Here is a 25,657-nt window from a genome sequence, read left to right as displayed (position 1 = left end):
GGAGTTGCCTCATGGGATTTGATCCGACCGCGCAGACCGACATCCACAATTGGATGCACCGATATGTGGAGCAGAGGAAATACGCAGGCAGCGCCCTTCTGATCCACCAGAACGGGCAAGAGGCATTCTTTCACGCATGTGGCCGCCGCTGCATTGAAACCGACCTCGCGTTCCAGCGCGACAGCCTGGTTCGGATCTATTCGATGACTAAGCCTGTGACGTCCGTTGCTTTGATGATGTTGGTGGAACAAGGGTTGTTTCATCTAGATGCTCCGGTTTCCGATTTCCTGCCAGAGTTTGCAACGATGCAAGCTTTGGTCCCGGGTGCAACGCAGTTGAACCAGACCGAGGACGCGCCGACGCCCAGCTTGCATCAATTGCTGACGCACACCAGCGGGCTGAGCTACCCGTTCAATCCCGGTCTTTTGCCAATGGCCATGGATGAGCTCGATCTGATCTTTTCCCCGAAACAAGGCCCGCTGGCGGATCGGGTTAAAGTGCTGGCAGGGTTGCCGCTGGCTTTTCAGCCAGGCAGTCGCTGGGAGTACTCGGTCGGTATCGACGTGATTGGCCGCGTGATAGAAGTTGTATCAGGCAAACCGCTGGACGTGTTTCTGACAGAACACATCTTTCGAGCACTTGGGATGAGTGAAACCGCGTTTTCAGTGCCTGAAGGGGCAGGGGACCGATTTGCCTCGCTCTACACCCCGCTCGAAGGCGATGCCATGGCGCTGAATGCCGCAAAATCGGGTGGCGAAACACTGCGGTTGGTGGATCGGGCCGGAGAGTCCCCGTTTGAGGCGGCAACGACCTTTTCTGGCGGTGGCGGATTGATCAGTACCATCGACGATTACAGCAAGTTCGCCGAGATGTTGCGAAACAAAGGAACCGCAAATGGCGCGCGATTGCTTGGGCCGAAGACTGTAGAATTCATGTTTCGCAACCATTTACCGGACGATATTGCATCCATGGGTCCACAAAGCTTTGCCGAGCAACCCATGGAAGGCACAGGCTTTGGCATCGGAGGCGCGGTGGTACTGAACCCGGCGCGCACCCGAGCCCCAAGCTCGGTTGGCGACTATGGCTGGGGCGGGATGGCCTCGACCTACTTCTGGATCGATCCGGTCAACGCGCTGTCGACTGTGTTTTTTACACAGCTCTCGCCATCCAGCTCTTATCCATCCCGAGCCGAGTTAAAGGCGCTTGTTCACGCGGCGCTCGTTGAATGATCGGTGTTTGAGTGATACCGGAAAAGGCCAAGACGCCGGAGAGCCCCGAATGACCGAAGCCGAACGCATATTGCTTGATCTGCTGAATATCGAACCGCTTGAGGTCGATTTGTTTCGCGGAACCGGTTCTGGTGGCGAGACACCAACGCGTATCTTTGGCGGGCAGGTGATCGCGCAAGCGCTTGCGGCAGCGTACAGGACGGTCGAGGATCGTCTATGCCATTCCTTGCACGCCTATTTCATAAGGCCCGGAGATCCGTCAATTCCGGTTATATATCAAGTGGATCGCGCGCGCGATGGTGGTTCTTTCACAACCCGCCGCGTGGTTGCGATCCAGCATGGCAAGCAAATTTTGAACATGTCGGCCTCGTTTCACAAGCAGGATGACGGATGGGAACATCAGCATTCGATTCCGGACGTTCAAGCGCCCGAGCACCATCCATCGCGTGACGAATTGCGCGAAAAATACCTGGATCGCGTTCCCGAAAAGCTGAAAGCTGAATTGCTGCGCGAGCGCCCGATCGAAGTGCGCGAAATAGATCCGCTGGACCTGTTTGCACCCGCAAAGGCAGATGACAAGAATCACGTCTGGTTTCGCATGGGCGCAGCGAACCACGCGGACACCGTCACACAACATCTTCTATTGGCCTATGCCTCGGATATGAGCTTGCTCAGTTCCGGAATGCGGCCCCATGGGCTGAGCTGGTTCACTGGTGAAATTGATGGGGCCAGTCTGGACCATGCAATCTGGTTTCATGCGCCCGTGCAGTTTCAAAACTGGCATCTGTATTCGATGGAATCGCCGTGGACAGGGCAGGGGCGCAGCTTCAATCGGGGTTCGATCTTCTCGCAGAATGGCGAATTAGTTGCATCCGTCGCGCAAGAAGGCCTGCTCAGAAGACGGAAACCGCGCTAAGAACTGCCAGCATACCTTTGATTAAGCTTCATCATTCCACCTAACCATCGGTCGTAGTCTTCTGTTTTTAAACGCATATAGTCAAGCACTTGTGGATGCGGAAGAATCAAGAAACGTTCATCCGCCAGCGCCTCGACACAGGCTTGGGCGACCTCATCAGGTTCAATTATTCCGTCAATCGCGGCGACCGAATCCTCATGTCCACGTATCATCTCGGACCGAACGGCCTGCGGACACAGAACCGAAACCCTGAGACCTTTATCGCCATAGGTCATCGCGATCCATTCAGCAAAACCCACAGCCGCATGTTTGGTTACGCCATAAGGGGCTGCGCCGGGTTGATTGAGCAATCCAGCCGCTGAAGCAGTGATCATCAAATAACCACCACCACGCGCAACCATCCTTGGGATCAGGTGCCGCGCGGTCCAGACATGGGACATCACGTTGATCTGCCAGATGCGGTCCCATTCAGCATCCGGCACTTCAAATCCACCTAGGGTGAGTATTCCCGCATTGGCACAGAATAAATCAATCGGAGCGATCTTATCCTCGACAGTCTCAATCAGATTTCGAATATCACTTTCCTTGGACACATCACAGCTGAGTGCATCACCGCCAATTTGCGCCGCCACGGCCTGCGCGCCGGCAAGGTCGATATCGGCGCAGACTACATGCGCACCTTCTTCTGAGAACCGCTTGGCAAGACCTTTACCTATGCCATTTGCAGCGCCAGTGATGACGACGGTCTTCCCAATCAGAACCATTGCATAGCTCGTGTCTTACTTCTCAAACACAGCGTAACATATTGGCAAGCCACGACCAATGTGTGTTCTATAGTCGTGGCTCGCTTGCTACGTATTATACATAATACCGATTATGCGAGTAACAGATGCAGCCTCAGTAAAATGCCTGTAGTCCGGTTTGCGCCCGCCCCAGGATCAATGCATGAACGTCGTGCGTGCCCTCATAGGTGTTGACTGTCTCAAGATTGATCATGTGACGCACCACCTGGAACTCAAGTGAGATACCGTTGCCGCCGTGCATGTCACGCGACATCCGCGCAATGTCCAATGCCTTGCCGCAATTGTTACGTTTGATGATCGAGATCATCTCGGGCGCAGCTTCAGCCTGATCCATCAGACGGCCGACGCGCAAGCTTGCTTGCAGTCCCAAAGAGATTTCGGTCTGCATCTCTGCCAGTTTGCGTTGAAACAACTGGGTCTGCGCAAGTGGTCGATTGAACTGTTTACGATCCAAGCCGTATTGACGCGCTGCGTGCCAGCAGTATTCCGCGGCCCCCATCGCACCCCAGCTGATACCATAGCGTGCGCGGTTCAGGCAGCCGAACGGCCCCTTGAGACCCTGAACATGTGGAAGCAAAGCGCCCTCGTCTACCTCAACGCCATCCATGACAATTTCACCTGTGATCGAAGTACGCAGGCTCAGCTTGTTCTCGATCTTCGGTGCGCTCAGGCCCTTGGTGCCTTTATCCAGCACGAACCCACGAATCTTGCCGTCATGTGCATCAGACTTGGCCCAGACCACATAGACATCTGCGATCGGTGCGTTTGAAATCCACATCTTGCTGCCGGTCAGACGATACCCGCCATCAATTTTCTCGGCGCGGGTCTTCATCGCCGCCGGATCCGAACCCGCATCCGGCTCTGTCAGGCCAAAACACCCAATCCATTCGCCACTTGCCAGTTTCGGCAGATATTTGCGACGCTGTTCTTCGCTGCCATAGGCGAAAATCGGGTACATCACCAACGAGCTTTGCACCGACATCATCGAGCGATAGCCGGAATCCACCCGTTCAACTTCCCGCGCCACCAGTCCATAAGATACGTAGCTCGCACCGATCCCGCCATATTCTTCGGGGATTGTCGTGCCCAACAGCCCCATTTCACCCATTTCACGAAAGATCTCGGGATCGGTTTCTTCGTTTGCAAAAGCCTTGGTGACACGCGGCTGCAATTTCTCCTGGGCGTAAGCGCGCGCGCTGTCGGCAATCAGGCGTTCATCCTCTTCCAACTGGTCCGACAAGCGAAACGGGTCGTCCCAGTTGAAACGTCCAAGGTCAGGCGCATCTTTTGCGCGCAGGACAGGCTTTGTATCTGGAGCGTTCATTTTGCTTCTCCGACTTGACTAGGTTTGCGCAACTATAATCTGAGTAATATTCAAAAAACAGCGAGACATTTGCATTGTTTCATGATCAAAACGCATAGATGGACACCAAGCGCCCTATCCTGCCGCCTATATCCGCGCTGCGCGCGCTTGAGGCTTTGGATCGCCTTGGATCAGCCTCGGCAGTCGCGGATGAAATGGCACTGACGCAGAGCGCGGTCAGTCGGCAACTGCAGACGCTTGAAGCGCATTTGGACGCAGAATTGGTCAGCCGTGATCGCAAGCGATTGTCACTGACAAAGGCTGGACAGGACTATGTACAAGAAATTCGGCCAGCCTTGTCTCAGATCGCGCAGGCGGCGCTGAAACTGCACATTTCCCCTGTCGGTGGGACATTGAATCTGGCGATTCTGCCGACATTCGGAATGCGCTGGCTGGTACCGCGTCTGCCGGATTTCGCCCGCCGCCATCCGGATATCACAATCAACATGACCACGCGGTTGCGACCGTTTAGTTTTGCTTCGGAACCCTTTGATGCGGCTTTACATTTTGGGGAACCTGATTGGCCCGGAACTGATCGCTTGCTATTAAGTGTCGAGCGGGTTTTGCCCGTCTGCGCGCCGGAGCTTTTACCCAAAGGCACTCCGACCTCACCTCGCGATCTGCTAAAACTGCCGCTGCTGCATATCCAGACACGACCGCGCGCCTGGCAGGACTGGTTTCAACAGATGGGTGTCACGCACCCGCATGCCCTGCCCGGCACCGTCCACGACCAGTTCAACACGATCAACCAAGCCGCGCTGCACGGCCTGGGTGTTGCCCTGTTGCCAAACTATCTGATGGAACAAGACCTTGCGACAGGTAGGCTGGTTGCAGCCTTCCCTGACGCGATAGAGACGATGGGGGCATATTATCTGGTTTGGCCGCGCGAAAAATCGGATGACGGATCATTGCGAGAGTTTCGACACTGGCTTGCTTCTCAGGCCCAGACCGAAGAAGCACTGCCACGTTAGCCGAGCGCGTATCCTGCCCCGCGCACAGTGCGCACCGGATCTTCACCGCCATGTTGGGTCAACGCTTTGCGCAGACGACCGATATGAACATCAACAGTACGCGTGTCGACGTAGATATCGCGGCCCCATACGCGGTCAAGCAACTGCTCGCGGCTCCAGACCCGGCCGGGCTTTTCCATGAATGTGCTCAGCAACCGGAACTCGGTCGGGCCCAGTTTTAACAGCTTGTTGTCGCGGCTGACCTTGTGGGTCTCAGAGTCCAGTATGATATCGTCAAACTCCAACCGGATGCCAACGGTCGCTGGACGGACTCTGCGCAATTGTGTCCGTACACGTGCCATCAATTCGACAACCGAGTAAGGCTTGACCACATAATCATCGGCACCGGTTTCAAGGCCGCGCACTTTATCAACCTCTTCTGAGCGCGCCGACAGCATGATGATCGGAATTGATCGGGTGTCCGGCCGCGTTTTCAGGCGGCGGCAGACCTCGATACCGCTGAGATTGGGCATCATCCAATCCAGAACGATGATATCCGGGCGGTCTTCTTCGACCAGCAACAAAGCTTCGTCGCCATTAGCGGCACGGATTACCCGGAACCCTTCGGCGTCCAGATTATAGGCCAGTACCTCTCTTTGGGCCAACTCATCCTCAACAACCAGTACCGTCGGTTGATCAGCGGACATGACTGAGATCTCCTAGATCGTTTGCGACGTGTTGTCGGCTTTGGGGCGCGCTTCGCTGGGTCTCTCGCCGGTGACGAGATAGACGACCTGCTCGGCAATGGCGGTGACGTGATCGCCCATGCGTTCGATATTTTTTGCGATGAAATGCAGGTGCATGCACGATGAGATGTTGCGCGGATCCTCCGCCATGAAGGTCAGGAACTCGCGAAACAGGCCGTTATACATCTGGTCCACTTCCAGATCCCGCTCGATCACGTCCTGCGCCAGCTCAGCATCACGCTGGATATAGGCATCCAGCGCGTCGCGCAGCATCCGCTCGACCTCGCGCGCCATTCGGCGCAGAGCGGCGGCACTGCCGTTGATTTCGCCGGCATTCACCAGAACGGTCGTTCGCTTGGCGATGTTCTTGGAGTAATCTCCAATCCGTTCAAGGTTGGTCGCAACCTTCAGAACGGACAGCACCAGCCGCAAATCGCTGGCCGTCGGTGCACGCAAGGCAATCAGGCGCGCGGTCTCTTCATCAATCAGTTCTTCCAGTGCGTCGATGGCCTTGTCGCCTTGACGCACTTCATTTGCCAGCTCTTCGTCGCGGGTCTCCAGCGACCGGGCCGCGCCCATAATGGCGGCTTCGACCAGTCCACCCATCTTCATGATGTGTGCTTGGATGGCCTCAAGGTCGCGGTCGAACGCGGATGCAATATGTTGTTCGCTCATTGCAGTTATCCTGTGCTCAGCCAATCCGGCCGGTGATGTAACTTTCGGTTCGGGGATCTTCGGGGTTGGTGAAGATCTGCCCGGTTTCGCCGAACTCAACCAAGTTCCCCAGATGGAAAAACGCTGTTTTCTGACTGACCCGCGCGGCCTGTTGCATCGAATGGGTTACGATCACCACTGAATAGCGTGAACGCAGTTCGTCAATCAGTTCCTCGACCTGCGCGGTTGCGATTGGGTCGAGCGCCGAACAGGGTTCGTCCATCAATAGCACCTCAGGCTCGGTGGCTACGGCGCGCGCGATGCAAAGACGCTGTTGCTGACCACCAGAAAGGCCGGTACCGGGGGCATCCAGACGGTCCTTGACCTCATCCCAGATCGCACCACGACGCAGAGATTTCTCTACGATTTCATCCAGTTCTGCCTTATTCTTGGCAAGGCCGTGGATACGCGGACCGTAAGCCACGTTGTCATAGATCGATTTGGGGAACGGGTTCGGTTTTTGAAAAACCATGCCGACCTTGGCACGCAACTGTACCGGATCGACGCGCTTGTCGTAAATGTCTTCACCGTCCAGCAGGATATCACCCTGCACCCGGCAAATGTCGATTGTGTCGTTCATCCGGTTCAGACAGCGCAAGAAGGTGGATTTACCGCAGCCAGAGGGACCGATGAAAGCCGTCACAGTCTTGTCTTCGATATCGACGCTCACGTCCTTAATGGCGTGGGTCTCACCGTAGTAGACCTGAACCTGCTTGGCGTTGATCTTGATGTCTTTGGAGTCCACGGTTCTCTCCACTCGTGTCATATCGTTCATTTTAAACCCCTCCTACCAGCGGCGTTCAAAGCGGCGGCGCAGGATGATAGCGATGATATTCATGGTCAGCAGGAACATCAAAAGGATGATGATGCCGCCCCAGGCTTTCTCGTAAAAACCCACATCGGCACGCGCGGCCCATGTGTAGATCTGTGCCGGCATGGCCGAGTTCGGTTCGGTGAAGCCCGCTAAAAAGCCATCGGGATAGCCTCTGGCGACAAAGCCCACCATGCCGATCAACAGCAACGGAGCAGTTTCACCCAGCGCCTGCGCCAGACCAATGATGGTACCAGTAAGGATACCGGGCGCGGCCAACGGCAGCACGTGGTGGAAGACGGCCTGCATCTTCGAGGCCCCTACCCCCAACGCCGCGTCGCGGATAGACGGGGGAACCGCCTTTAGCGAGGCTCGGGTCGAGATGATGATTGTCGGCAGGGTCATCAGCGTCAGCACCAGACCACCCACCAGCGGCGCCGATTGCGGCAGGTGCATAAATTGGATGAACACGGCCAGACCCAGGATACCGAACACGATAGACGGAACGGCGGCCAGGTTCGAGATATTCACCTCAATCAGGTCGGTGAATTTATTCTGAGGCGCGAATTCTTCCAGATAGATCGAGGCGGCGACCCCAATGGGCAGCGATAGACACAGCACCACCAGCATCATGAAGAACGAACCGACGACCGAGGCACCAATACCCGCGCCACCGGGGTTATCCACGCCCGAGTCCGCACCAGTGATGAACGGCCAGTTGAAAGCCTGTTTAATGATCCCCGCTTCTTTCAGCGCGTCCACCAGATCCAGATCGCTGAGTTGCAGGAAGCGGCTGTCCTGCAGTGTGTCGCGAGACACCCGACCCTTGAAGTAGCCATCCACACGGCTTGAAGCCGCCAGATCGAACATGATCGGCTCACCCAGCTTGCTAGGATTATCGGCATAGAAGGTTCGGATCGTACCGCCGATTTTGCCCAACAGACGCTCGATGGCATCCTGATCGAAATCCACGGTGATGCCACTTTCGGCCAGTTGTCCATTCAGTTCCGCAATGAACAGATTGGAGTAGGCCTTTGTCTTGAACATCGTGCCTTCGGCTTCATCGCGCTGCGCTTCGCTCAGCGTGAATTCTAAACTGATAACTGTGCGCTGGAAGGCCGGGATGCCCTGCGACAGGATTGAGGCAAACAGCACAATCAGAAAGAACAGTCCGGTCGCGATGGCGACGATCCCATAGGCGCGAAAACGCTTTTCGGCAGCCGCGCGTTTTTTGGTCCGGGCATCGGATGCAGTCAGCGAGGTCGAGGTATTTTGCATGCTGGCGTCGGTCATTCGTACTGCTCCCGATACTTGCGCACGATATAAAGGGCGAAAACGTTCAGCCCCAGCGTGAGGATGAACAGCGTCATGCCAAGCGCGAAGGCGACGAGGGCCTCGGGCGAGGCGAAATCGGCGTCGCCTGTCAGCTGGCTGACGATCTTGGCGGTTACGGTGGTCATGGCCTCGAACGGGTTCAGGTCCAGACGCGCAGCGGCCCCTGCCCCCAGAACCACGATCATGGTCTCACCGATGGCGCGCGATGCCGCCAGCAGGATCGCTCCCACGATCCCGGGCAAGGCTGCAGGCAAAACGACCTGCCGGATGGTCTCTGACTGCGTGGCCCCCAAACCGTAAGAGCCATCCCGCATCGCTTGCGGCACTGCGTTGATGATGTCATCGGAAAGCGATGAAACGAATGGGATCAGCATGATGCCCATGACCAGACCGGCGGTCATCACGGCCGTACCGGCTTTCATCCAGCCCAATCCGTCATCCCCGAACACGCTCAGCAACAGCGGACCAACGGTCAGCAGGGCAAAAAGGCCGTAAACGATGGTCGGGATACCGGCCAGCACCTCAAGCATCGGTTTGGCGATCGAGCGCACGCGCGAAGAAGCGTACTCACTGAGATAAATCGCAGCGAAAAGACCGATTGGCACGGCCACCAACAACGCCACCAACGAGATATAGAACGTGCCCCACAGCAAGGGGATGATACCCAGATCTGATGCCCCGCCACGGCCCGAGAAACTGGGCGCCCAGGTAGTACCGAAAAAGAACTCTGATGCCGGGTAAAGCTTGAAGAACTCCCACGTATTGAAAACCAGCGAAAGGACGATGCCGACCGTTGTCAGGATCGCAATCGACGCAGCCGCCAGCAGCATCACACGAATTCCCTGCTCAACCACATTGCGGGCACGATATTCAGAATGCGTCTGTAACCAACTGAACGCAGCACCGGCCAAGGCGACGAGTATCACAGCGACGGACATGATCGCGTAACCGGTTGAATTTATCGCCCGATAGGCTTGAGCTGCATGCAAAACCGTCTGCGTGATGTCCGAGGTTACGACTTGACCCGCGTCCTTCAACTTTTGGGTCATCTCGGAAATATCTGCCCGCGCATCCTGTGCGAGCGTTTCGGTGAGATGTCCCTGCGCAACGGCACTGTCCAGACCATTTGCGGTCCGACGCACCTCGGCCATAACAAGACTGCGCGACGATCCTTCCTTGATCGCCGTTTCGGGAACCATCTCCGAGATCTGAGAGTTAACGTAGAGCGGCTGAACCAGCAGCCAGACGATCAACAAACCCAAGGCGGGAACTATGACTTTCAGTGCGACGTTCGCGCCATAAAACGAGGGCAGAGAATGCAGATTGCGGCTGTCCCCTCCGGCACTTTGCAAGGCGCGCATTCGCCCCAAAACATATCCGACTGCCGCGATCGCAAGCACGATCAGAATGAGCCAAAGAATTGGCATGACGCCCCCATAGGTCTTGATCGGGATTAGGGAAAAATTGGGGGCGACAGAAAACGCCGCCCCCAGTCAATTCAATCGGGGTGAGGGATTAGCTGCCCGAACCCAAGGTTACTTCGTTGGCAATCGCGTCCTGCGTTTTTGCCAGTTCAGGATCGGCAACCAGACCGTAGTTGGCCAGCGGGCCCGAGGGACCAGCAATTTCTTCATGAGTGAAGAACTGGGCGTATTCTTTCAGACCGGGGATCACGCCGATATGCGCTTTCTTGACGTAGAAAAACAGCGGGCGTGAGACGGGGTATTCACCCGACGCGATGCTCTCGGTCGACGGTGCGATACCACCCATCGTTGCCACTTTCAGCTTGTCGGTGTTGTTCTCGTAGAACGCCAGACCAAACACGCCGATACCATTGGTGTTGGTATCGATGCGGGCCAGAGTTTCGGTGTAGTCACCGTCGATATCGACCGATTTGCCGTCGGTGCGCACGTCCAGGCATGCATCTTCGGCGTCATCTTCGCTTAGGCCGCCCGCGACCATGGCTTCCATCGCGCCCGTCGCTTCACAACCTGCCAGCAGAACTTTGTCTTCGAACACTTCGCGGGTGCCGTGCTTGGTGCCCGGGATGAACATTGCGATTTCCACATCCGGCAGGTCAGCGTTGAACTCGGCCCAGCTGTTGAAGCTGTTGTCGACCAGCGCGCCATCTTTCATCACTTTCGATCCGATGGCATTGTAAATATCCGCAGGCTCAAACGCCGTGAAGGCAGGACCCGACTGCTGGCTTGCAAATACGATACCGTCATAACCGATGCGGACTTCCATGATGTCGGTCACACCGTTTTCGGCGCATGCTTTAATCTCTTTTTCACGGATGGCACGCGATGCGTTTGCAACGTCGATCGTGTTTTCACCGACGCCTTCGCAGAAGCGTTTCAGACCGGCGGACGAGCCGCCTGATTCAACAACCGGTGTGGGGAAGTCGGTATTTTCACCGAACAGTTCTGCAACGATTGACGCATAAGGCAGAACGGTGGAAGAGCCAGCAACTTGAACGTTGTCACGCGCAGCAGCAGTGGTTGCCGAGACGGCAGCGATAGCCAGCGCAGAAGCCGACAGTTTTACAAAGGACATTTCAGTCTCCTTGAAAAGGATGGGTACTGATCATCCCCATGATGATCTGAGCGCAGCACTATGACGCCTGCGTAAGCCTTTTGTGACAGGTATGTAACGGTTTCATGACAACTCATGAATTTCTCAGAAATTCTTAACTTGACGAAGCGTCACCCCAGTAAAGCCGGCGTTTGGCACGACCTTAGCGTGGTAGAATGACCGTAAACGTCGCTCCCTGCCCCGGTTCACTTTCCACACGCAACCTGCCCCGATGGCGATTGACGATATGCTTCACGATTGCAAGCCCCAGTCCGGTTCCGCCCAACTCGCGCGAGCGGTGACTGTCTGCGCGGTAGAACCGTTCGGTCAACCTGGGCAGGTGTTTGGCATCAATACCGGGCCCTTGATCAATGATCTTGATCCGTACCGCAGGACCGCGCATCGCCGTATCCCGCTCAGACAGGGTTACGACCACATCGACCTTGCCACCGCTGCCACCGTATTTGATCGCGTTTTCAACGAGATTGGTTATCACCTGGCGAAGCTGATCGCTGTCTCCGACCATCTCGATCGACTCGTTTGGGGCATCCAACGAAACAACAACACTGGCATCATCCGCCAGCGGTCGCAGAGTGTTTAAGGTCGATTGAATCAGGCCTGTCAGTTCCAATGGCTCTTTAGGTCTGACCCGTTCTTCACTTTCCACCCGATTGAGCGACAGCAAATCCCCCACAAGCCGGTTCATCCGATTGGCCTCATCCGCCATGATCTGAAGAAAGCGGTCGCGGGCGGCGGTGTCGTCGCGGGCGGGGCCTCGCAATGTTTCGATAAACCCCATCAAGGCCGTTAGCGGCGTGCGCAATTCATGGCTGACATTGGCCACAAAATCGCGCCGCATCTGACCGGCCTGTTCCAGATGCGTGATATCCTGAAATACCGCCAATACCGCCTCGGTCCCGCCGACGAATCTGCACTGCACCTCAAAGGTCGTATCCTGAGCACCATCATTGGACAGATGCCGCGCTTTGCCGGGCTGCTTCGAGCGCAGGCATTGTTCGACGGCATCGATGACCTGAGGCTGGCGCAGGATTGTGGCAAAATGCCTGCCTTCGATTGCGTGCCCCAAAAGCGTCCGCGCCTCGCTATTTGCGGCGACAATACGCTCGGTCCGACCAACCAGCACGGCGGGCATCGGAATGGCTGAAACCAATTCGGCAAGCAGGGTATCCGTCATGCGCGTTTAGACCGGACGCAATGTTTGGCGAAACTTGCGCATGTTGTCCTGATAGTGCAGCGCACTCAGCGTTAGTTTCTGGGCCGCCGCCTCATCAAGCCGCCGCACAACTTTGCCCGGCGAGCCCATAACCAACGAATTATCGGGAACCTCTTTGCCTTCGGTGATCAGCGCCCCCGCCCCGATCAGACAGTTCTTTCCGATCTTCGCTCCGTTAAGAACGATAGCCCCCATACCGATCAGCGTATTGTCTCCGATCGTGCAACCATGCAGCATGACCTTGTGACCAATTGTGCAGTTCTTCCCAATGGTCAGCGGATAACCCGCATCGATGTGCATCACGCAGTTTTCCTGCACATTGCTGCCTGCGCCCACACGGATTTCTTCGTGATCGGCCCGGATGGTGCACCCGAACCAGACCGAAGCGCCTTGTTCCAGGACTACTTTGCCGATCAAGTTGGCGTCGGGGGCTACCCAGGTGTCTTCGTGAATTTGCGGCGAGTGATCGCCCAAGGCATAGATGGTCATGACAAGCCCTCGAACTCGGTCTGCAACGAGCGGATGTGGTTCTGCAGGCTGGGCTGTTGGATGCGACGCATGCGTTCTGCGCTGACGATGGTCTTCAGCTTTTCCTCGGTGGTATCCAAATCATCGTTGATCAGAACATAGTCGTAGTAGCCCCAATGGCTGATCTCATCCCAGCTTTTCAACATGCGCTTGGCGATCACATCCTCACTGTCCTGCCCACGCCCTTCCAGCCTGCGCCGAAGCTCGCGGATCGAGGGCGGGAGGATGAAAATCGACAACGCATGCTTGCCCAGATCCGAATTGCGGATCTGCACTTCTCCCTGCCAATCGACATCAAAAAGCACATCGCGCCCCTGTGTGATGGACTCGCGGACCGGTCCAGCAGGAGAGCCGTAGAAGTTGCCGAACACATGCGCGTGTTCCAGCATCTGCCCATCCGCCACCTGCTGTTTGAACTCGTCCTCGGATAGGAAGTAATACTCCCGGCCATGCTCCTCACCCGGGCGCGGAGCACGGGTGGTGGCCGAGATCGAGAATTCCAAACCGACATCCCATTGCATCAAACGGCGGGCCAGAGTGGATTTACCTGCGCCCGAAGGCGAGGACAGTATGATTAATAGACCGCGGCGATCCGCCATGTGATGTTCCCGTCCTTATTCCACGTTCTGCACTTGCTCGCGCATCTGATCGATGACCGCTTTCAGCTCCAACCCAACCGCCGTCAGTTCGGCATTCTGCGATTTCGAGCAGAGCGTATTGGCCTCACGATTGAATTCTTGCATCAGGAAATCCAGCTTACGCCCAACCGGGCCGTCTTGCGTCAAAAGGGAACGCGCCGCAGTGACATGGGCCTTCAACCGGTCAATTTCTTCGGTAATATCGGCCTTGACCGCGATCAGGGCCAGTTCTTGTGCAACGCGATCAGGGTCCGCACCTTGCGTATTGTCGAGAACGCGTGTCAGGTTTTCGCGCATGTTTTGCGCCATTTCCTCGCGGCGACGCTCGGCCAGATCAGCGGCCTGATCCGTCAGCTTTGCGACTTGGTCGAGTTGTCCCGCAAGAATGCCTGACAGAGCTTCACCTTCGGAACCGCGCATCTCAATGAATGAAGCAAGCAAGCCACCGAACTCAGACTTCAGGTGCTCGACAAGCTGGGCTGGATCATCCGCGTCAGCTCCGGCTTCCAACATGCCTTTCAAGGCAAGAAGATCGCTGGCTTTGGACGGAGCCAACAATACGCCCCGCGCGCCAGCAAGCGCTTCGGTCTGGGCCAGTGCATCCAGCGCAGCTTCCATCGCTGGGGTATTCAACCGGACATCCGCGGCGGATTCTTCCCGTCCCATCCGAAGGGACAGCGTGATGTTCCCTCGGTTGACCTGCTTCGACAGATCGCCTCTCAGCGCGGCCTCTAACCCTGTCAACCAATCGGGAAGCCGCAGACGTAGATCCAGCCCCTTGCCATTGACGCTGCGCAATTCCCAAGTCCAGCTATGGGGACCAAACGCCCCCTTGCCCGAGGCGAAACCGGTCATGGATTTGATCATGCCTGCCCTTTCCGTCAAATTCACTGGTCGCACCTAATGCCATTGACCAGCAAGGGGCAAGACCTTGCTCATTCCCCAATCAGTGCCAAGAGGTTAACCATTCGTTAAAGAATTGCTCCAAAATTGTATTAACCCGTGTCAATCTGACAGTCAGAAAAGCTGGCGGATCGCAGCTTTGCCCATTAGATGGCATTTTAGGAAAATCGCGAGTGATTGATGGTAGGGTGATGAAATGAAAACCTTTTTCGGGACTGGTTCCGGCTCAGAACTTGGAAAGATCATCGCAATGGACCGATTTGACAGCGGGCGAAGCCTTTCTCCCATCCGTCAGGCCGAAGCCTATTGGACCGCCTTGCTGACAGGTAAAGGCGTTCCGATGCGCTCGCAGATCGATCCGCGCGGCCTGGAGAATATTCTCGAATACACTTTCATACTGGAACGCATCGCGCCGGGGTTGGCCCGGTTTCGGCTGGCGGGAAGTCACCTGAACAATCTGGCGGGCATGGAAGTTCGCGGTATGCCTCTAACGGCTTTTTTCGAACCGAGCGCCCGCGATGATGTCAAATCCATTCTGGACCAAGTCCTCACCCGCCCCGCGGTTGCCGAACTGGGCTTGCTTTCGAAAGGCAAGCTGGGACGAACCAGCCTTCAGGCCCGCATGATCCTGCTGCCGCTTAAAAGCGATCTGGGCGACGTCAGCCGCATTCTTGGGGTCATGGTCAGCGACGGAACCATCGGGTCGACACCACGTCGCTTCATCGTCTCGGATCGCCGCGTCAACACGATCTCTGATTTGCAACAGCCTCCGAGGCCTGTCCAACAGCAAGCAGAGGGGTTCGCTGAAGACCAGACCACGTTCAAAGGGGCACCGCACTTAAGGTTGGTATCATCACGTGACGACTAAATGAAAACGGCGGGCATGAGGCCCGCCGTCTTACTAATTCAGGATGTATTCGAAGTCAGCTTGCAGCGCGCTTGCTGCGGTCACGACGTAGGTTGGTCAGTTCTTCCGCGACAAGGAATGCAAGTTCCAGCGACTGCGAGGCGTTCAGGCGCGGGTCACAAGCTGTGTGATAGCGATCCGAAAGATCCTCTTCGGTCACCGCGCGCACACCTCCGGTGCATTCGGTGACATCCAGCCCTGTCATCTCGAAATGAACACCACCGGGGATCGTGTCTTCAGCCTGATGTACGCCAAAGAAATCGCGTACTTCGCGCAGCACGGAATCAAACGGCCGGGTCTTGTAGCCGGTCGCGGATTTGATCGTGTTGCCATGCATCGGATCGCAGACCCAAGTAACCTGTGCGCCCTCTTCCTTTACGGCTTTGACCAGACGCGGCAGATGCTCACCCGCTTTACCTGCACCAAAGCGCGCGATCAGAGTCAGACGCCCCTCTTCGTTTTCGGGATTCAACTTGGACATCAGAACCTTGAGGTCTTCGGCACTGGTTGTCGGGCCACATTTCAGACCAATCGGGTTCAGAACACCCCGGCAGAACTCGACATGCGCACCGTCGGGCTGACGGGTCCGATCGCCGATCCAGATCATGTGCCCAGAACCGGCCAACCAATTGCCCGAGGTCGAATCCAGACGGGTCAACGCCTCTTCGTACTCAAGCAACAGGCTCTCGTGGCTGGTGTAAAACTCCACCGATGAGAATTCGTGGGTGGTGTCGGCGGTGATGCCAGCAGCCCCCATGAAGTCAATCGAATCCTGAATGCGGTCGGCGATCTCAGAGTATTTCTGAACGTCTTGCCCGTCGGCAAAACCCAGCGTCCACGAATGCACGTGGCTCATATCCGCAAAACCACCGGTCGAGAACGCCCGCAGCAGGTTCAGTGTTGCCGCCGCCTGTGTATAGGCCTGAAGCATCTTGTCGGGATTCGGTATGCGTGCCTCGGGTGTAAAGGCCAGCTCATTGATGATGTCACCGCGGTAGCTGGGCAGCTCCACACCGTCCACAACCTCAGTCGATGCACTGCGCGGTTTTGCGAACTGGCCCGCCATGCGGCCAACTTTAACCACGGGAACCTTGGCGCCGTAGGTTAGCACCATTGCCATCTGCAGCATAACCTTGAACGTGTCACGGATCGCATCCGCGCTGAACTGCTCAAAGCTTTCAGCGCAATCCCCGCCTTGCAACAGGAACGCTTCGCCACGACCCGCGGCTCCCAGATGCTGCTTCAGCCGTCGCGCTTCACCCGCAAAAACCAGCGGGGGATACTGCGAAAGCTGCGCCTCGACTTTGGCCAGCGCGGCCGCGTCGGTATAGTCTGGCATCTGAACCCGGGGCTTGTTGCGCCAGTTCGTTTTTTGCCATTCAGTCATAGCTTTTATCTCCGCTGAAGTATTTCAGGTGGCCTCTATACAAAATGCATGAATGAGAGGCCATATCCCTTTTGCGCCTCTTGACGCCATAATCAAGCTTTGAGCATGGTGACTGGCATATCCGCCACCGTGGAAATCCCGGTGCGCGCCGAATCAAGGACAGTTCGCCATGCAAGAGCAACGCCAAGTTGTCACTGTGGATCATAGCACAGGCAAGCCGCATAACTTTGTATTTGTGCTTTTGGACAAGTTTTCCCTTCTGTCATTCGCTTCGGCTTTGGACAGTCTGCGGATCGCCAATCGAATGGCCAACCGAGAGCTTTATACCTGGACCTTGACGGGCGAAGGCGGTGAAACAGTGACTTGTTCAGCCGGTACTTCTTTCAATCTTGATTCTGATCTGACCGAATTGCAGCGTGACGACGTCGTCCTGATCTGCGGGGGGGTCGATGTACAAGCGGCAACCACCAAACGCATCCTGAACTGGGTACGACGCGAAGCGCGTAAAGGGTTGAAAATCGGCGGTCTTTGCACCGCGGCCTATACGCTGGCCAAAGCCGGTTTGCTGGAAGGCAAGCGCGCTACGATCCATTGGGAAAACTCAGACAGTTTTGCCGAAGAATTCGACACTGTAGAGCTGACCAAGTCGGTGTTTTTGGTTGATGGCAACCGAATGACAACTGCAGGCGGCACATCCTCGATTGACCTGATGCTCAAGCTGATTGCCGAAGATTACGGAGAAGATCTGGCCAACGCGGTCGCTGATCAGATGATCTATTCTTCGATACGTACGGATCAGGACACGCAACGTTTGTCGACACCTACACGGATCGGCGTGCGCCACCCCAAGCTCAGTCAGGTTATCCTGATGATGGAAAAGAACATAGAAGAGCCAATCTCGCCTTCTATTCTAGCCAAGGACGTAGGCATGTCGACGCGCCAGCTAGAACGTCTGTTCCGCCGCTATCTCAGCCGCTCGCCCAAGCGCTACTACATGGAGTTGCGCCTACATAAAGCGCGGAACTTGCTGATGCAGACCGATATGAGCGTCATCAATGTGGCGCTGGCTTGCGGCTTTGCCAGCCCGTCGCATTTCTCTAAATGCTACCGGGCGCATTACAACACCACGCCTTATCGCGAACGCGGTGCACAGAGCGGTCGGTTGTCTGTTTAATCCAAAGCCGCAGGGAAACCTTACAAATCTTTCGCAAAGTAGTGCAGGTGCGGCCGTAACATCGGTTGATCCAGATAGGTCGTGGTTTCGATTGGTGAGTCCAGTTCAACAAAACCAAGTTTGGGGTACAGGTCGCGCATTTCGACATTCGGTGTAAGCGTATCGGCGATGAGGCGTTTCAAACCCATATCACGCGCGGCCTGTTCCCGGGCTTCGATCAAGGCACGCCCGGCACCGGTCCCCCGTGCCTCCTCGGTCACAAAAACCCGTTTAAGTTCACCGGTTTGGTGATCAAATCGTTTCAGCATCCCACATCCAATGATGTCTCCGGCATCGTTTCGCGCCACCACAAGACATCCATTCGGGGGTAGGTAATCCTCTGTATGCGCCCAAAACTCCGCCAATGCGCTTTCGGGGGCCGCTGGATCAATCTCAAAGCCCATATCCTGCATTCGTTGCACGATAAGCGCGTAATATTGTGCCAGGATCGTATTCAGTTCGCGCTTTGGCGGCATTGTTTCACAAAGCTCGATTACAAAATCACTCATTCAAATCTCCTGATCACCCTGAAGCCCGGAACAGATACACCGTGACCGAATGGCATAGAAGCAAACGCCCTAACCCCGTTTAAAACCGTCAGAGGGGCGTCATTCGGTAAACCGCGCCTTGCCCGACGGAAATGAACCAGATCGACCCATCTGGTGCTTCGGCGATGTCGCGAACACGTTCGGTCTCGGGGCCTTCGATCTGCTCAGCCTCACGCAGTGGATCGCCCGCCAAACGTGCAATGTAGTCGAATTTCAAAGAGCCAACGAACAGATTCCCCTTCCATTCCGGCCAAAGTTTCCCGGAATAGACCATCAAGCCAGAGGGTGCGATGGAAGGATCCCAATAATGCTCGGGCTGTTCCATTCCTTGCTTCGACGTGCCTTCACCGATCTTCTGACCCGAATAATGAACGCCATACGAAATCACTGGCCAGCCATAATTGGCACCGGGTCTGATCAGATTAACCTCATCCCCGCCTTTTGCCCCGTGTTCCGAAATCCAAAGCCGACCCTGCAGATCCAAATTGGCACCCTGAGCGTTTCTGTGACCAAACGACCAGATCTCGGGGAGGACACCGGGATTGCCCACAAACGGGTTATCACTGGGAACTGAACCATCACGGTTGATCCGAATGACCGTACCCATGTGGTTCGTTCGATCCTGCGCAGCCGGGCGATCACCTCGGTCACCGATAGTGACGAACAACGTGCCATCATTCGCTTCAACGACGCGAGAACCAAAGTGGCGCCCGCCTGAGCCACCGGGAGAGGCCTCGAATATCACGCGCAGATTGGTTAGACGTTCTCCGTTTTCCGATAAACGAGCGACAGCGACAGCGGTGCCTGCACCGCCTCGTTGCGATTTGGAGAAAGTCAGAAAAAGCTCGCGGGTCTGATTAAAGTCACGCGCGATGGTGACATCTAGCAAACCGCCCTGCCCGTTCGCGACCACTTTTGGCAGACCCTTGATGCGCTTCGCCTCACCTCCGGCAACGTACAAAAGCTCGCCATCTCGCTCAGTGACAACAAAGCTGCCATCCGGAAGAATGCCAATCGCCCAAGGTGTATCAAGGCCTCTGACCACCTGAGTAACCTGAACCGGCCCGCCGGTTGTGTTGATGACATCGGACCAGCCTGCAATCGACCAGCACGACAGAATGAGAATCGCAAAAGTTCTGATCATATCGACCCAATCCCTAGTGGTGCACCGCAACAAACTGACCTAGCCTAACAAAACAGATAGGATTGCTGCTTTCAAAAGCACTTTTTTGTTAGGACTTTTCTTTTTCGGACAGCTTGCCTAGGGTCATGCCCAGAACGACGACGTTCAAACGATAAATAGGGAGTAACCTAATGAAAAAGCTGCTTACCGCTACTGCAGCAACCGCTCTGCTGGCGGGTACCGCTATGGCCGAGGACGTGAAGCTGGGCGTGCTGTTCGGCTTTACAGGCCCGATTGAATCGCTGGCCCCGGCCATGGGTTCGGGCGCTGAAATGGCGATGGCTGAGGTCACCGAATCCGGCAAACTGCTGGACGGCGCAAGCGTGACCGGAACCCGCGCCGATACCGGCTGTATCGACAATGGTCTGGCCACCTCGAACGGCGAACGTATGATTGCCGATGGCGTTGCCGGTATCATCGGCGGCGACTGCTCGGGCGTCACTGGCGCGATCCTGCAAAACGTCGCAATCCCGAACGGCATGGTCATGATCTCGCCGTCGGCCACGTCTCCGGGTCTGTCGACCATGGAAGACAACGGCCTGTTCTTCCGCACCGCGCCGTCGGATGCGCGTGAAGGTCAGGTAATGGCAGACATCCTGAATGACCGTGGCATCAGCTCGATTGCTCTGACGTACACCAACAACGACTACGGCAAAGGTCTGGCGGATGCGATCCAGTCTTCGTTCGAAGCAGCGGGTGGCGAAGTCACCATCGTTGCTGCGCATGAAGATGGCAAAGCCGACTACTCGGCCGAAGTTGGCGCGCTGGCATCTGCCGGTGGCGATATTCTCGTGGTCGCCGGATATCTGGACCAAGGTGGTCTGGGCATCATCCAGTCGGCTCTGGACAGCGGGGCGTTTGACACGTTCGGCCTGCCCGGCGGCATGATCGGTGACTCGCTGCCCGCAAACGTTGGCCCCGACCTGAACGGCTCGTTCGGTCAGATCGCTGGTTCGGGCGGTGAAGGTGCCGAGAAGTATTTTGCCATGGCAGAAGCCGCGGGCTTTGACGGTTCGTCGCCCTACTCGCCGGAAAGCTATGACGCCGCCGCGCTGTTCATGCTGGCGATGCAGGCCGCAGGTTCGACCAACCCCGCTGAATACGGCGCGAAAATCATGGATGTCGCCAATGCTCCGGGTGAGCAAATCTTCCCCGGAGAACTGGCTAAAGGTCTGGAGCTGTTGGCTGCCGGTCAGGACATCGATTATGTCGGCGCATCGGGCGTTGAGCTGATCGGCCCTGGTGAAAGCGCAGGTTCCTATCGCGAGATCGAGGTGACCGACGGCGAAAACAAGACCGTCAACTTCCGTTGATCCAAGGTTAAAAGTCATAAAAACAAGCAGCCCGGCCCTTGTGTCCGGGCTGTTTCAATGAAAAAAGGCCGCACTCCGGTTAACGGGGATGGTAAAAACGCCGAAAACGGCGGCTAGGGGAAAAGATGATCGTCGTCGATGACGTGCACAAGCATTTCGGCGGGTTTCATGCGGTGGACGGGGCATCGCTGGAAATCCAAAAGGGCTCGATCACCGGTCTGATCGGACCGAACGGGGCCGGAAAAACCACGCTATTCAACGTGATCGCGGGCGTACTTCCACCGACCAGCGGTAAGGTACACATGGACGGTGAGGATATCACTGGCCTGCCCCCGCACGAGCTGTTTCATAAGGGCCTGCTGCGCACCTTCCAGATCGCGCATGAGTTTTCGTCGATGAGTTGCCGTGAAAACCTGATGATGGTGCCCGGCGCACAATCCGGGGAATCGCTGTGGAACACATGGTTCGGGCGTAAGCGTATCGCGGATGAGGAACGCGCACTTAGGGCGAAAGCCGATGAGGTGCTGGAGTTCCTGACAATCGAACATCTGGCCGATCACAAGGCCGGTCAGGTCTCGGGCGGTCAGAAGAAGCTGCTGGAACTTGGCCGAACCATGATGGTCGATGCCAAGATCGTGTTTTTGGACGAGGTCGGCGCTGGTGTGAACCGCACCCTGCTGATGACCATCGCCGACACGATCCTGCGCCTGAACAAGGAACGCGGCTATACCTTCGTCGTTATCGAGCACGACATGGATTTCATCGGCAAGATTTGCGACCCGGTCATCTGTATGGCCGAGGGAAAGGTGCTGGCCGAAGGCACTCTGGACGAGATCAAGGCCAATGAACACGTGATCGAAGCCTACCTAGGCACCGGCCTGAAGAACAAAGACAAGCTGGAGGCGGGCGCATGAGCGACAACCCCTACCAGGACGACAAGGGCAACAAGGACGCCTCGATCACCAATACGCATGGCGTCGGCACCATGACACCAGCGCATCGCAAAAGCGGTGAAACGCATCGGGTCGAGGGCGGTCCTTTCCTGATTGGCGACACCATGACTGGTGGCTATGGCAAAGGGCCGGACATCCTGCATGACTGCACCATCGCCGTTGATAAGGGCGAGATCGCGGTGATCGTCGGCCCCAACGGCGCGGGCAAATCCACCGCAATGAAGGCTGTGTTTGGCATGCTGGACGTACGCCAAGGGTCTGTGCGGCTGGATGGCGAAGATATCACCAATCTCAGCCCGCAAGACCGCGTGGTACGCGGCATGGGCTTTGTCCCGCAGACCTCGAACATTTTTACGTCGATGACAGTGGAAGAGAACCTAGAGATGGGTGCTTTCATCCGGCGCGACGACATCAGCCAGACGATGGAACAGGTCTATGACCTCTTCCCCATTCTCCGCGACAAACGCAATCAGGCCGCCGGAGAGCTGTCAGGTGGTCAACGTCAACAGGTCGCCGTGGGCCGTGCGCTAATGACCCAGCCCAAGGTGTTGATGCTGGACGAACCCACCGCCGGTGTCTCACCAATCGTGATGGATGAGCTGTTCGACCGGATCATCGAGGTCTCGCGCACCGGGTTACCGATCCTGATGGTCGAACAGAATGCCCGTCAGGCGCTGGAGATTGCGGACAAGGGATATGTACTGGTCCAGGGTCGCAATGCCTATACCGGGACAGGCAAGGAGCTGTTGGCCGATCCAGAAGTTCGCAAGAGTTTCTTGGGGGGATGACGCCAGTGACAGCTACTCTCGTGTTTGATCACTCTGAAATCAGGTCGAAAAGACGTACGAACTTGGAAAATGAGGTAACGAACTAATGGACTTCCTCAACGCCCTTGTGGCGCTCGCCAACTTCGTTCTTGTTCCCGCAATCGCCTATGGCAGTCAGTTGGCGCTGGGCGCTTTGGGGGTGACGCTGATCTACGGCATCCTGCGGTTTTCGAACTTTGCCCATGGCGATACGATGGCCTTTGGCGCGATGATCGCGGTGCTGGTCACTTGGGGCCTGCAAGCCGCAGGCGTCAGTTTCGGGCCGTTGCCAACGGCTCTGCTCGCCCTGCCCTTTGCCATTCTGGGCTGTATCGTTCTGGTGCTGATCACCGACCGGTTGGTCTATCGCTTCTATCGGGAACAGAAGGCCAAGCCTGTCATTCTGGTGATCGTCTCGATGGGCGTGATGTTCATCATGAACGGGCTGGTTCGTTTCATCATCGGTCCGGATGACCAGAGGTTCTCGGACGGAGCGCGTTTCATCGTCTCGGCGCGAGATTTCAAGGCGATGACTGGGCTGCGTGAAGGGCTGGCAATCAAGACCTCCCAGGGCATCACGGTGATCGTCGCGGTTGTCGCCGTGGCGCTGTTGTTCTGGTTCCTGAACAAAACGCGCACCGGCAAATCAATGCGGGCCTATTCTGACAATGAGGATCTTGCGTTGCTGTCCGGTATCAACCCCGAGCGCGTGGTGATGATCACATGGATCATCGTTGCCGCGCTGGCGACCACTGCTGGTGTGCTCTACGGCCTCGACAAAAGCTTCAAGCCATTTGTCTATTTCCAGCTTTTGCTGCCGATTTTTGCCTCGGCTATCGTGGGTGGCCTAGGAAACCCTCTGGGCGCTATCGCGGGCGGTTTCATCATCGCGTTTTCTGAGGTGACGATCACCTACGCGTGGAAGAAAGTGCTGACTTATCTGGCACCTGAAAATCTGGAGCCGTCAGGTTTGGTGCAGTTCCTGTCCACCGATTACAAATTCGCTGTCAGCTTTGCCATTTTGCTGATCGTACTTCTGTTTAAGCCAACCGGCTTGTTCAAAGGAAAAGTGATATGAGCGAGCCCGTCAAAAACACGCTGCTTTTTGTGGTCGTCGGCGCACTCATCCTGTTGACCGGATTCACCCAAAGCTGGAACGCCGCAATCCTGATCCTGAACATGGGCTTGATCTCGGCCATCATGTCGATTGGCGTCAACCTGCAATGGGGCTTTGCTGGCCTCTTCAACGTTGGTGTCATGGGCTTTGTCGCGCTGGGCGGGCTAGCGGTTGTGCTGGTTTCGACACCCCCAACCCCCGGCGCCTGGTCTGGTGGAGGATATGGCGTCATCCTGTCGCTTTTAATGGGCGCGGCAACCGTGGTTGCAGCTGTGATGGTGGCCCAAAAAATGCCCAAGGGACGCACACAAACCTTTGCAATCATCGGTATTCTGGTCGTAGGTTTTTTTGTTTACCGCGCAATTTTTGATCCCAACGTAGCTGCGATCGAAGCGATTGATCCTGCTGTCGCTGGTAATATCGGCGGTTTGAACCTTCCTGTCCTATTCGCTTGGCCTGCCGGGGGACTTTTGGCGGCGGGCGCAGCATGGCTGATCGGAAAAACAGCGCTGGGCCTGCGCTCGGACTATTTGGCAATCGCCACACTTGGTATCGCCGAGATCATCATCGCCGTCATGAAAAACGAGGACTGGCTGGCACGTGGGGTCAAGAACGTCTACGGCATTCCACGCCCCTCACCGGTGGTTGGCTACGAAGTTGAATTGCAGCAAGACCCAACTTTCCTTGCAAGGGCCGAGTGGTTCGGGCTGGATCCGGTTACTGCCTCGACGCTTTCCGTCAAGCTGGGCTACTCTTTGCTGTTCCTGATCGTGCTCCTGGTGCTGCTGTGGATGGCTCAGATGGCGTTGAAAAGCCCTTGGGGCCGCATGATGCGCGCCATCCGCGACAACGAGGTCGCAGCCGAGGCGATGGGCAAGGATGTCACCCGCCGCCATCTGCAGATCTTCGTGCTGGGCTCGGCCATCTGCGGCATCGCCGGTGCGATGATGACCACTTTGGACGGGCAGCTGACGCCGGGCACTTACAACCCGCTTCGCTTTACATTCCTTGTCTGGGTCATGGTGATCGTCGGCGGGTCGGGCAACAATTTCGGTGCCGTACTGGGAGCGTTCCTGATCTGGTTCCTGTGGGTTCAAGTCGAACCCATGGGCCTGTGGCTGATGAACCTGATAACCTCAGGCATGCCTGACGGCAGCGCACTTAAGACGCATCTGATCGATAGCGCCGCACATATGCGCCTGTTCACCATGGGGCTGATTCTTTTGATTGTTCTCAGATTCAGTCCAAGAGGGCTGATCCCCGAGAAATAAGCAAAATTTCTTGCGAAATTCCCCTAACGCACCGTTAATCGGTGCGTTTTATTGTGCGGCGAGTCAGAACGCTCTAAATCGGTGTATCGTGATCCACCACATCGCGCTGTGCCCCATACCATGTTTGTTTGGTGCGGAGTTGTAACGATCTGACAGTTAACCAAGATGAGAGCACCGTAGTCGCAATGATTAAACCACTCAGAGTTTTCGCAATC

The 25,657-nt window shown here is 56.4% G+C and carries 25 protein-coding genes; 10 read left to right on the top strand and 15 right to left on the bottom strand.

The annotated features are described in order from the left end of the window. Positions 1 to 11: 11 nt before the first annotated feature. Together ACR0DK_RS11425 and ACR0DK_RS11420 are read left to right on the top strand one after the other, a co-directional pair. Positions 12 to 1,229 (top strand): serine hydrolase domain-containing protein, encoded by a 1,218-nt coding sequence (locus ACR0DK_RS11425; RefSeq protein WP_480736197.1) that lies wholly within the window; start codon positions 12 to 14, stop codon positions 1,227 to 1,229. 49 nt (positions 1,230 to 1,278) lie between these two features. Further along, positions 1,279 to 2,145, top strand: coding sequence for an acyl-CoA thioesterase (locus ACR0DK_RS11420; RefSeq protein WP_170662568.1), 867 nt, complete (start codon positions 1,279 to 1,281; stop codon positions 2,143 to 2,145). On the opposite strand, the gene ACR0DK_RS11415 is transcribed toward ACR0DK_RS11420, so the two are convergent. Both ACR0DK_RS11415 and ACR0DK_RS11410 read right to left on the bottom strand, forming a co-directional pair. Further along, positions 2,142 to 2,909, bottom strand: coding sequence for an SDR family oxidoreductase (locus ACR0DK_RS11415; RefSeq protein WP_480736194.1), 768 nt, complete (start codon positions 2,907 to 2,909; stop codon positions 2,142 to 2,144). The genes ACR0DK_RS11420 and ACR0DK_RS11415 overlap by 4 nt on opposite strands. Before the next feature lie 133 nt (positions 2,910 to 3,042). Beyond that, positions 3,043 to 4,272 (bottom strand): acyl-CoA dehydrogenase, encoded by a 1,230-nt coding sequence (locus ACR0DK_RS11410; RefSeq protein WP_480736191.1) that lies wholly within the window; start codon positions 4,270 to 4,272, stop codon positions 3,043 to 3,045. Between the two features lie 98 nt (positions 4,273 to 4,370). Between ACR0DK_RS11410 and ACR0DK_RS11405 the strand changes: the two genes are divergently transcribed. Then, positions 4,371 to 5,282, top strand: coding sequence for a LysR substrate-binding domain-containing protein (locus tag ACR0DK_RS11405; protein ID WP_480736189.1), 912 nt, complete (start codon positions 4,371 to 4,373; stop codon positions 5,280 to 5,282). Here ACR0DK_RS11405 and phoB read toward each other — a convergent pair. From phoB to ACR0DK_RS11355, 10 genes are all read right to left on the bottom strand, one after another. Beyond that, positions 5,279 to 5,968, bottom strand: a complete 690-nt coding sequence (gene phoB / locus ACR0DK_RS11400) for a phosphate regulon transcriptional regulator PhoB (protein ID WP_170393066.1) — start codon at positions 5,966 to 5,968, stop codon at positions 5,279 to 5,281. The two genes, ACR0DK_RS11405 and phoB, sit on opposite strands and share 4 nt — an antisense overlap. A 12-nt stretch (positions 5,969 to 5,980) precedes the next feature. After that, positions 5,981 to 6,682, bottom strand: coding sequence for a phosphate signaling complex protein PhoU (phoU, locus tag ACR0DK_RS11395; RefSeq protein WP_170393065.1), 702 nt, complete (start codon positions 6,680 to 6,682; stop codon positions 5,981 to 5,983). A gap of 16 nt (positions 6,683 to 6,698) precedes the next feature. Continuing rightward, positions 6,699 to 7,496, bottom strand: coding sequence for a phosphate ABC transporter ATP-binding protein PstB (gene pstB / locus ACR0DK_RS11390; RefSeq protein WP_170393064.1), 798 nt, complete (start codon positions 7,494 to 7,496; stop codon positions 6,699 to 6,701). A 12-nt stretch (positions 7,497 to 7,508) separates the two neighbouring features. Then, a complete protein-coding gene (gene pstA / locus ACR0DK_RS11385; RefSeq protein ID WP_170562724.1) occupies positions 7,509 to 8,825 on the bottom strand; it encodes a phosphate ABC transporter permease PstA in 1,317 nt (438 codons plus the stop codon). Further along, positions 8,822 to 10,294, bottom strand: a complete 1,473-nt coding sequence (gene pstC / locus ACR0DK_RS11380; protein ID WP_170732224.1) for a phosphate ABC transporter permease subunit PstC — start codon at positions 10,292 to 10,294, stop codon at positions 8,822 to 8,824. The genes pstA and pstC overlap by 4 nt, the downstream gene beginning before the upstream one ends. Positions 10,295 to 10,382: 88 nt before the next feature. Continuing rightward, positions 10,383 to 11,423 carry a substrate-binding domain-containing protein gene (locus tag ACR0DK_RS11375; protein WP_170393061.1) on the bottom strand — a complete coding sequence of 347 codons (1,041 nt, stop codon included), beginning with the start codon at positions 11,421 to 11,423 and terminating at the stop codon, positions 10,383 to 10,385. 181 nt (positions 11,424 to 11,604) lie between these two features. After that, positions 11,605 to 12,636 carry an ATP-binding protein gene (locus ACR0DK_RS11370; RefSeq protein WP_480736186.1) on the bottom strand — a complete coding sequence of 344 codons (1,032 nt, stop codon included), beginning with the start codon at positions 12,634 to 12,636 and terminating at the stop codon, positions 11,605 to 11,607. Positions 12,637 to 12,642: 6 nt separating this feature from the next. Beyond that, the gene (locus tag ACR0DK_RS11365; protein ID WP_223118041.1) at positions 12,643 to 13,164 is read right to left on the bottom strand and encodes a gamma carbonic anhydrase family protein; all 522 of its coding nucleotides are present in this window, start codon (positions 13,162 to 13,164) and stop codon (positions 12,643 to 12,645) included. Continuing rightward, positions 13,161 to 13,802, bottom strand: coding sequence for a guanylate kinase (gene gmk / locus ACR0DK_RS11360; protein WP_170393058.1), 642 nt, complete (start codon positions 13,800 to 13,802; stop codon positions 13,161 to 13,163). Before gmk ends, ACR0DK_RS11365 begins: the two co-directional genes overlap by 4 nt. A 15-nt stretch (positions 13,803 to 13,817) precedes the next feature. After that, positions 13,818 to 14,708, bottom strand: a complete 891-nt coding sequence (locus ACR0DK_RS11355) for a YicC/YloC family endoribonuclease (RefSeq protein ID WP_170393692.1) — start codon at positions 14,706 to 14,708, stop codon at positions 13,818 to 13,820. A gap of 232 nt (positions 14,709 to 14,940) precedes the next feature. Here ACR0DK_RS11355 and ACR0DK_RS11350 point away from each other — a divergent pair, with 232 nt between their 5' ends. After that, positions 14,941 to 15,612, top strand: a complete 672-nt coding sequence (locus ACR0DK_RS11350; RefSeq protein ID WP_480736183.1) for a PAS domain-containing protein — start codon at positions 14,941 to 14,943, stop codon at positions 15,610 to 15,612. 55 nt (positions 15,613 to 15,667) lie between these two features. Here the strand turns inward: ACR0DK_RS11350 and ACR0DK_RS11345 are convergent, their stop codons facing one another. Then, positions 15,668 to 17,038, bottom strand: a complete 1,371-nt coding sequence (locus tag ACR0DK_RS11345; RefSeq protein WP_480736181.1) for a class II 3-deoxy-7-phosphoheptulonate synthase — start codon at positions 17,036 to 17,038, stop codon at positions 15,668 to 15,670. 169 nt (positions 17,039 to 17,207) lie between these two features. Here ACR0DK_RS11345 and ACR0DK_RS11340 point away from each other — a divergent pair, with 169 nt between their 5' ends. Beyond that, complete coding sequence (locus ACR0DK_RS11340) at positions 17,208 to 18,212, top strand: GlxA family transcriptional regulator (RefSeq protein WP_170393055.1); 1,005 nt, start codon at positions 17,208 to 17,210, stop codon at positions 18,210 to 18,212. A gap of 20 nt (positions 18,213 to 18,232) precedes the next feature. Here ACR0DK_RS11340 and ACR0DK_RS11335 read toward each other — a convergent pair whose 3' ends face one another. Together ACR0DK_RS11335 and ACR0DK_RS11330 are read right to left on the bottom strand one after the other, a co-directional pair. Continuing rightward, the gene (locus tag ACR0DK_RS11335; protein ID WP_170562711.1) at positions 18,233 to 18,760 is read right to left on the bottom strand and encodes a GNAT family N-acetyltransferase; all 528 of its coding nucleotides are present in this window, start codon (positions 18,758 to 18,760) and stop codon (positions 18,233 to 18,235) included. 88 nt (positions 18,761 to 18,848) lie between these two features. Further along, positions 18,849 to 19,943 (bottom strand): PQQ-dependent sugar dehydrogenase, encoded by a 1,095-nt coding sequence (locus ACR0DK_RS11330; protein ID WP_480736178.1) that lies wholly within the window; start codon positions 19,941 to 19,943, stop codon positions 18,849 to 18,851. A gap of 170 nt (positions 19,944 to 20,113) precedes the next feature. Between ACR0DK_RS11330 and ACR0DK_RS11325 the strand changes: the two genes are divergently transcribed. From ACR0DK_RS11325 to ACR0DK_RS11305, 5 genes are all read left to right on the top strand, one after another. After that, on the top strand, positions 20,114 to 21,295 hold the full coding sequence (locus ACR0DK_RS11325; protein ID WP_480736176.1) for an ABC transporter substrate-binding protein: 1,182 nt from the start codon (positions 20,114 to 20,116) through the stop codon (positions 21,293 to 21,295). A 125-nt stretch (positions 21,296 to 21,420) separates the two neighbouring features. Next, a complete protein-coding gene (locus tag ACR0DK_RS11320; protein ID WP_170393051.1) occupies positions 21,421 to 22,209 on the top strand; it encodes an ABC transporter ATP-binding protein in 789 nt (262 codons plus the stop codon). Next, positions 22,206 to 23,036 (top strand): ABC transporter ATP-binding protein, encoded by an 831-nt coding sequence (locus ACR0DK_RS11315; protein ID WP_170393050.1) that lies wholly within the window; start codon positions 22,206 to 22,208, stop codon positions 23,034 to 23,036. Before ACR0DK_RS11320 ends, ACR0DK_RS11315 begins: the two co-directional genes overlap by 4 nt. Before the next feature lie 85 nt (positions 23,037 to 23,121). Further along, positions 23,122 to 24,132 carry a branched-chain amino acid ABC transporter permease gene (locus tag ACR0DK_RS11310; RefSeq protein ID WP_170625894.1) on the top strand — a complete coding sequence of 337 codons (1,011 nt, stop codon included), beginning with the start codon at positions 23,122 to 23,124 and terminating at the stop codon, positions 24,130 to 24,132. Then, on the top strand, positions 24,129 to 25,442 hold the full coding sequence (locus tag ACR0DK_RS11305; protein WP_170421678.1) for a branched-chain amino acid ABC transporter permease: 1,314 nt from the start codon (positions 24,129 to 24,131) through the stop codon (positions 25,440 to 25,442). The genes ACR0DK_RS11310 and ACR0DK_RS11305 overlap by 4 nt, the downstream gene beginning before the upstream one ends. Positions 25,443 to 25,657: the final 215 nt, after the last annotated feature.

The sequence above is a fragment of the Ruegeria sp. CE6 genome (genome assembly GCF_056537485.1).
This window is presented reverse-complemented; position numbering and strand designations above follow the sequence as displayed.

Excerpts from the sequence above, each read along its gene's own strand:
- ACR0DK_RS11425 (WP_480736197.1), top strand. The coding sequence starts at position 12 with ATGGGATTTGATCCGACCGCGCAGACCGACATCCACAATTGGATGCAC.
- ACR0DK_RS11420 (WP_170662568.1), top strand. The coding sequence starts at position 1,279 with ATGACCGAAGCCGAACGCATATTGCTTGATCTGCTGAATATCGAACCG.
- ACR0DK_RS11415 (WP_480736194.1), bottom strand. The coding sequence starts at position 2,909 with ATGGTTCTGATTGGGAAGACCGTCGTCATCACTGGCGCTGCAAATGGC.
- ACR0DK_RS11410 (WP_480736191.1), bottom strand. The coding sequence starts at position 4,272 with ATGAACGCTCCAGATACAAAGCCTGTCCTGCGCGCAAAAGATGCGCCT.
- ACR0DK_RS11405 (WP_480736189.1), top strand. The coding sequence starts at position 4,371 with ATGGACACCAAGCGCCCTATCCTGCCGCCTATATCCGCGCTGCGCGCG.
- phoB (WP_170393066.1), bottom strand. The coding sequence starts at position 5,968 with ATGTCCGCTGATCAACCGACGGTACTGGTTGTTGAGGATGAGTTGGCC.
- phoU (WP_170393065.1), bottom strand. The coding sequence starts at position 6,682 with ATGAGCGAACAACATATTGCATCCGCGTTCGACCGCGACCTTGAGGCC.
- pstB (WP_170393064.1), bottom strand. The coding sequence starts at position 7,496 with ATGAACGATATGACACGAGTGGAGAGAACCGTGGACTCCAAAGACATC.
- pstA (WP_170562724.1), bottom strand. The coding sequence starts at position 8,825 with ATGACCGACGCCAGCATGCAAAATACCTCGACCTCGCTGACTGCATCC.
- pstC (WP_170732224.1), bottom strand. The coding sequence starts at position 10,294 with ATGCCAATTCTTTGGCTCATTCTGATCGTGCTTGCGATCGCGGCAGTC.
- ACR0DK_RS11375 (WP_170393061.1), bottom strand. The coding sequence starts at position 11,423 with ATGTCCTTTGTAAAACTGTCGGCTTCTGCGCTGGCTATCGCTGCCGTC.
- ACR0DK_RS11370 (WP_480736186.1), bottom strand. The coding sequence starts at position 12,636 with ATGACGGATACCCTGCTTGCCGAATTGGTTTCAGCCATTCCGATGCCC.
- ACR0DK_RS11365 (WP_223118041.1), bottom strand. The coding sequence starts at position 13,164 with ATGACCATCTATGCCTTGGGCGATCACTCGCCGCAAATTCACGAAGAC.
- gmk (WP_170393058.1), bottom strand. The coding sequence starts at position 13,802 with ATGGCGGATCGCCGCGGTCTATTAATCATACTGTCCTCGCCTTCGGGC.
- ACR0DK_RS11355 (WP_170393692.1), bottom strand. The coding sequence starts at position 14,708 with ATGATCAAATCCATGACCGGTTTCGCCTCGGGCAAGGGGGCGTTTGGT.
- ACR0DK_RS11350 (WP_480736183.1), top strand. The coding sequence starts at position 14,941 with ATGAAAACCTTTTTCGGGACTGGTTCCGGCTCAGAACTTGGAAAGATC.
- ACR0DK_RS11345 (WP_480736181.1), bottom strand. The coding sequence starts at position 17,038 with ATGACTGAATGGCAAAAAACGAACTGGCGCAACAAGCCCCGGGTTCAG.
- ACR0DK_RS11340 (WP_170393055.1), top strand. The coding sequence starts at position 17,208 with ATGCAAGAGCAACGCCAAGTTGTCACTGTGGATCATAGCACAGGCAAG.
- ACR0DK_RS11335 (WP_170562711.1), bottom strand. The coding sequence starts at position 18,760 with ATGAGTGATTTTGTAATCGAGCTTTGTGAAACAATGCCGCCAAAGCGC.
- ACR0DK_RS11330 (WP_480736178.1), bottom strand. The coding sequence starts at position 19,943 with ATGATCAGAACTTTTGCGATTCTCATTCTGTCGTGCTGGTCGATTGCA.
- ACR0DK_RS11325 (WP_480736176.1), top strand. The coding sequence starts at position 20,114 with ATGAAAAAGCTGCTTACCGCTACTGCAGCAACCGCTCTGCTGGCGGGT.
- ACR0DK_RS11320 (WP_170393051.1), top strand. The coding sequence starts at position 21,421 with ATGATCGTCGTCGATGACGTGCACAAGCATTTCGGCGGGTTTCATGCG.
- ACR0DK_RS11315 (WP_170393050.1), top strand. The coding sequence starts at position 22,206 with ATGAGCGACAACCCCTACCAGGACGACAAGGGCAACAAGGACGCCTCG.
- ACR0DK_RS11310 (WP_170625894.1), top strand. The coding sequence starts at position 23,122 with ATGGACTTCCTCAACGCCCTTGTGGCGCTCGCCAACTTCGTTCTTGTT.
- ACR0DK_RS11305 (WP_170421678.1), top strand. The coding sequence starts at position 24,129 with ATGAGCGAGCCCGTCAAAAACACGCTGCTTTTTGTGGTCGTCGGCGCA.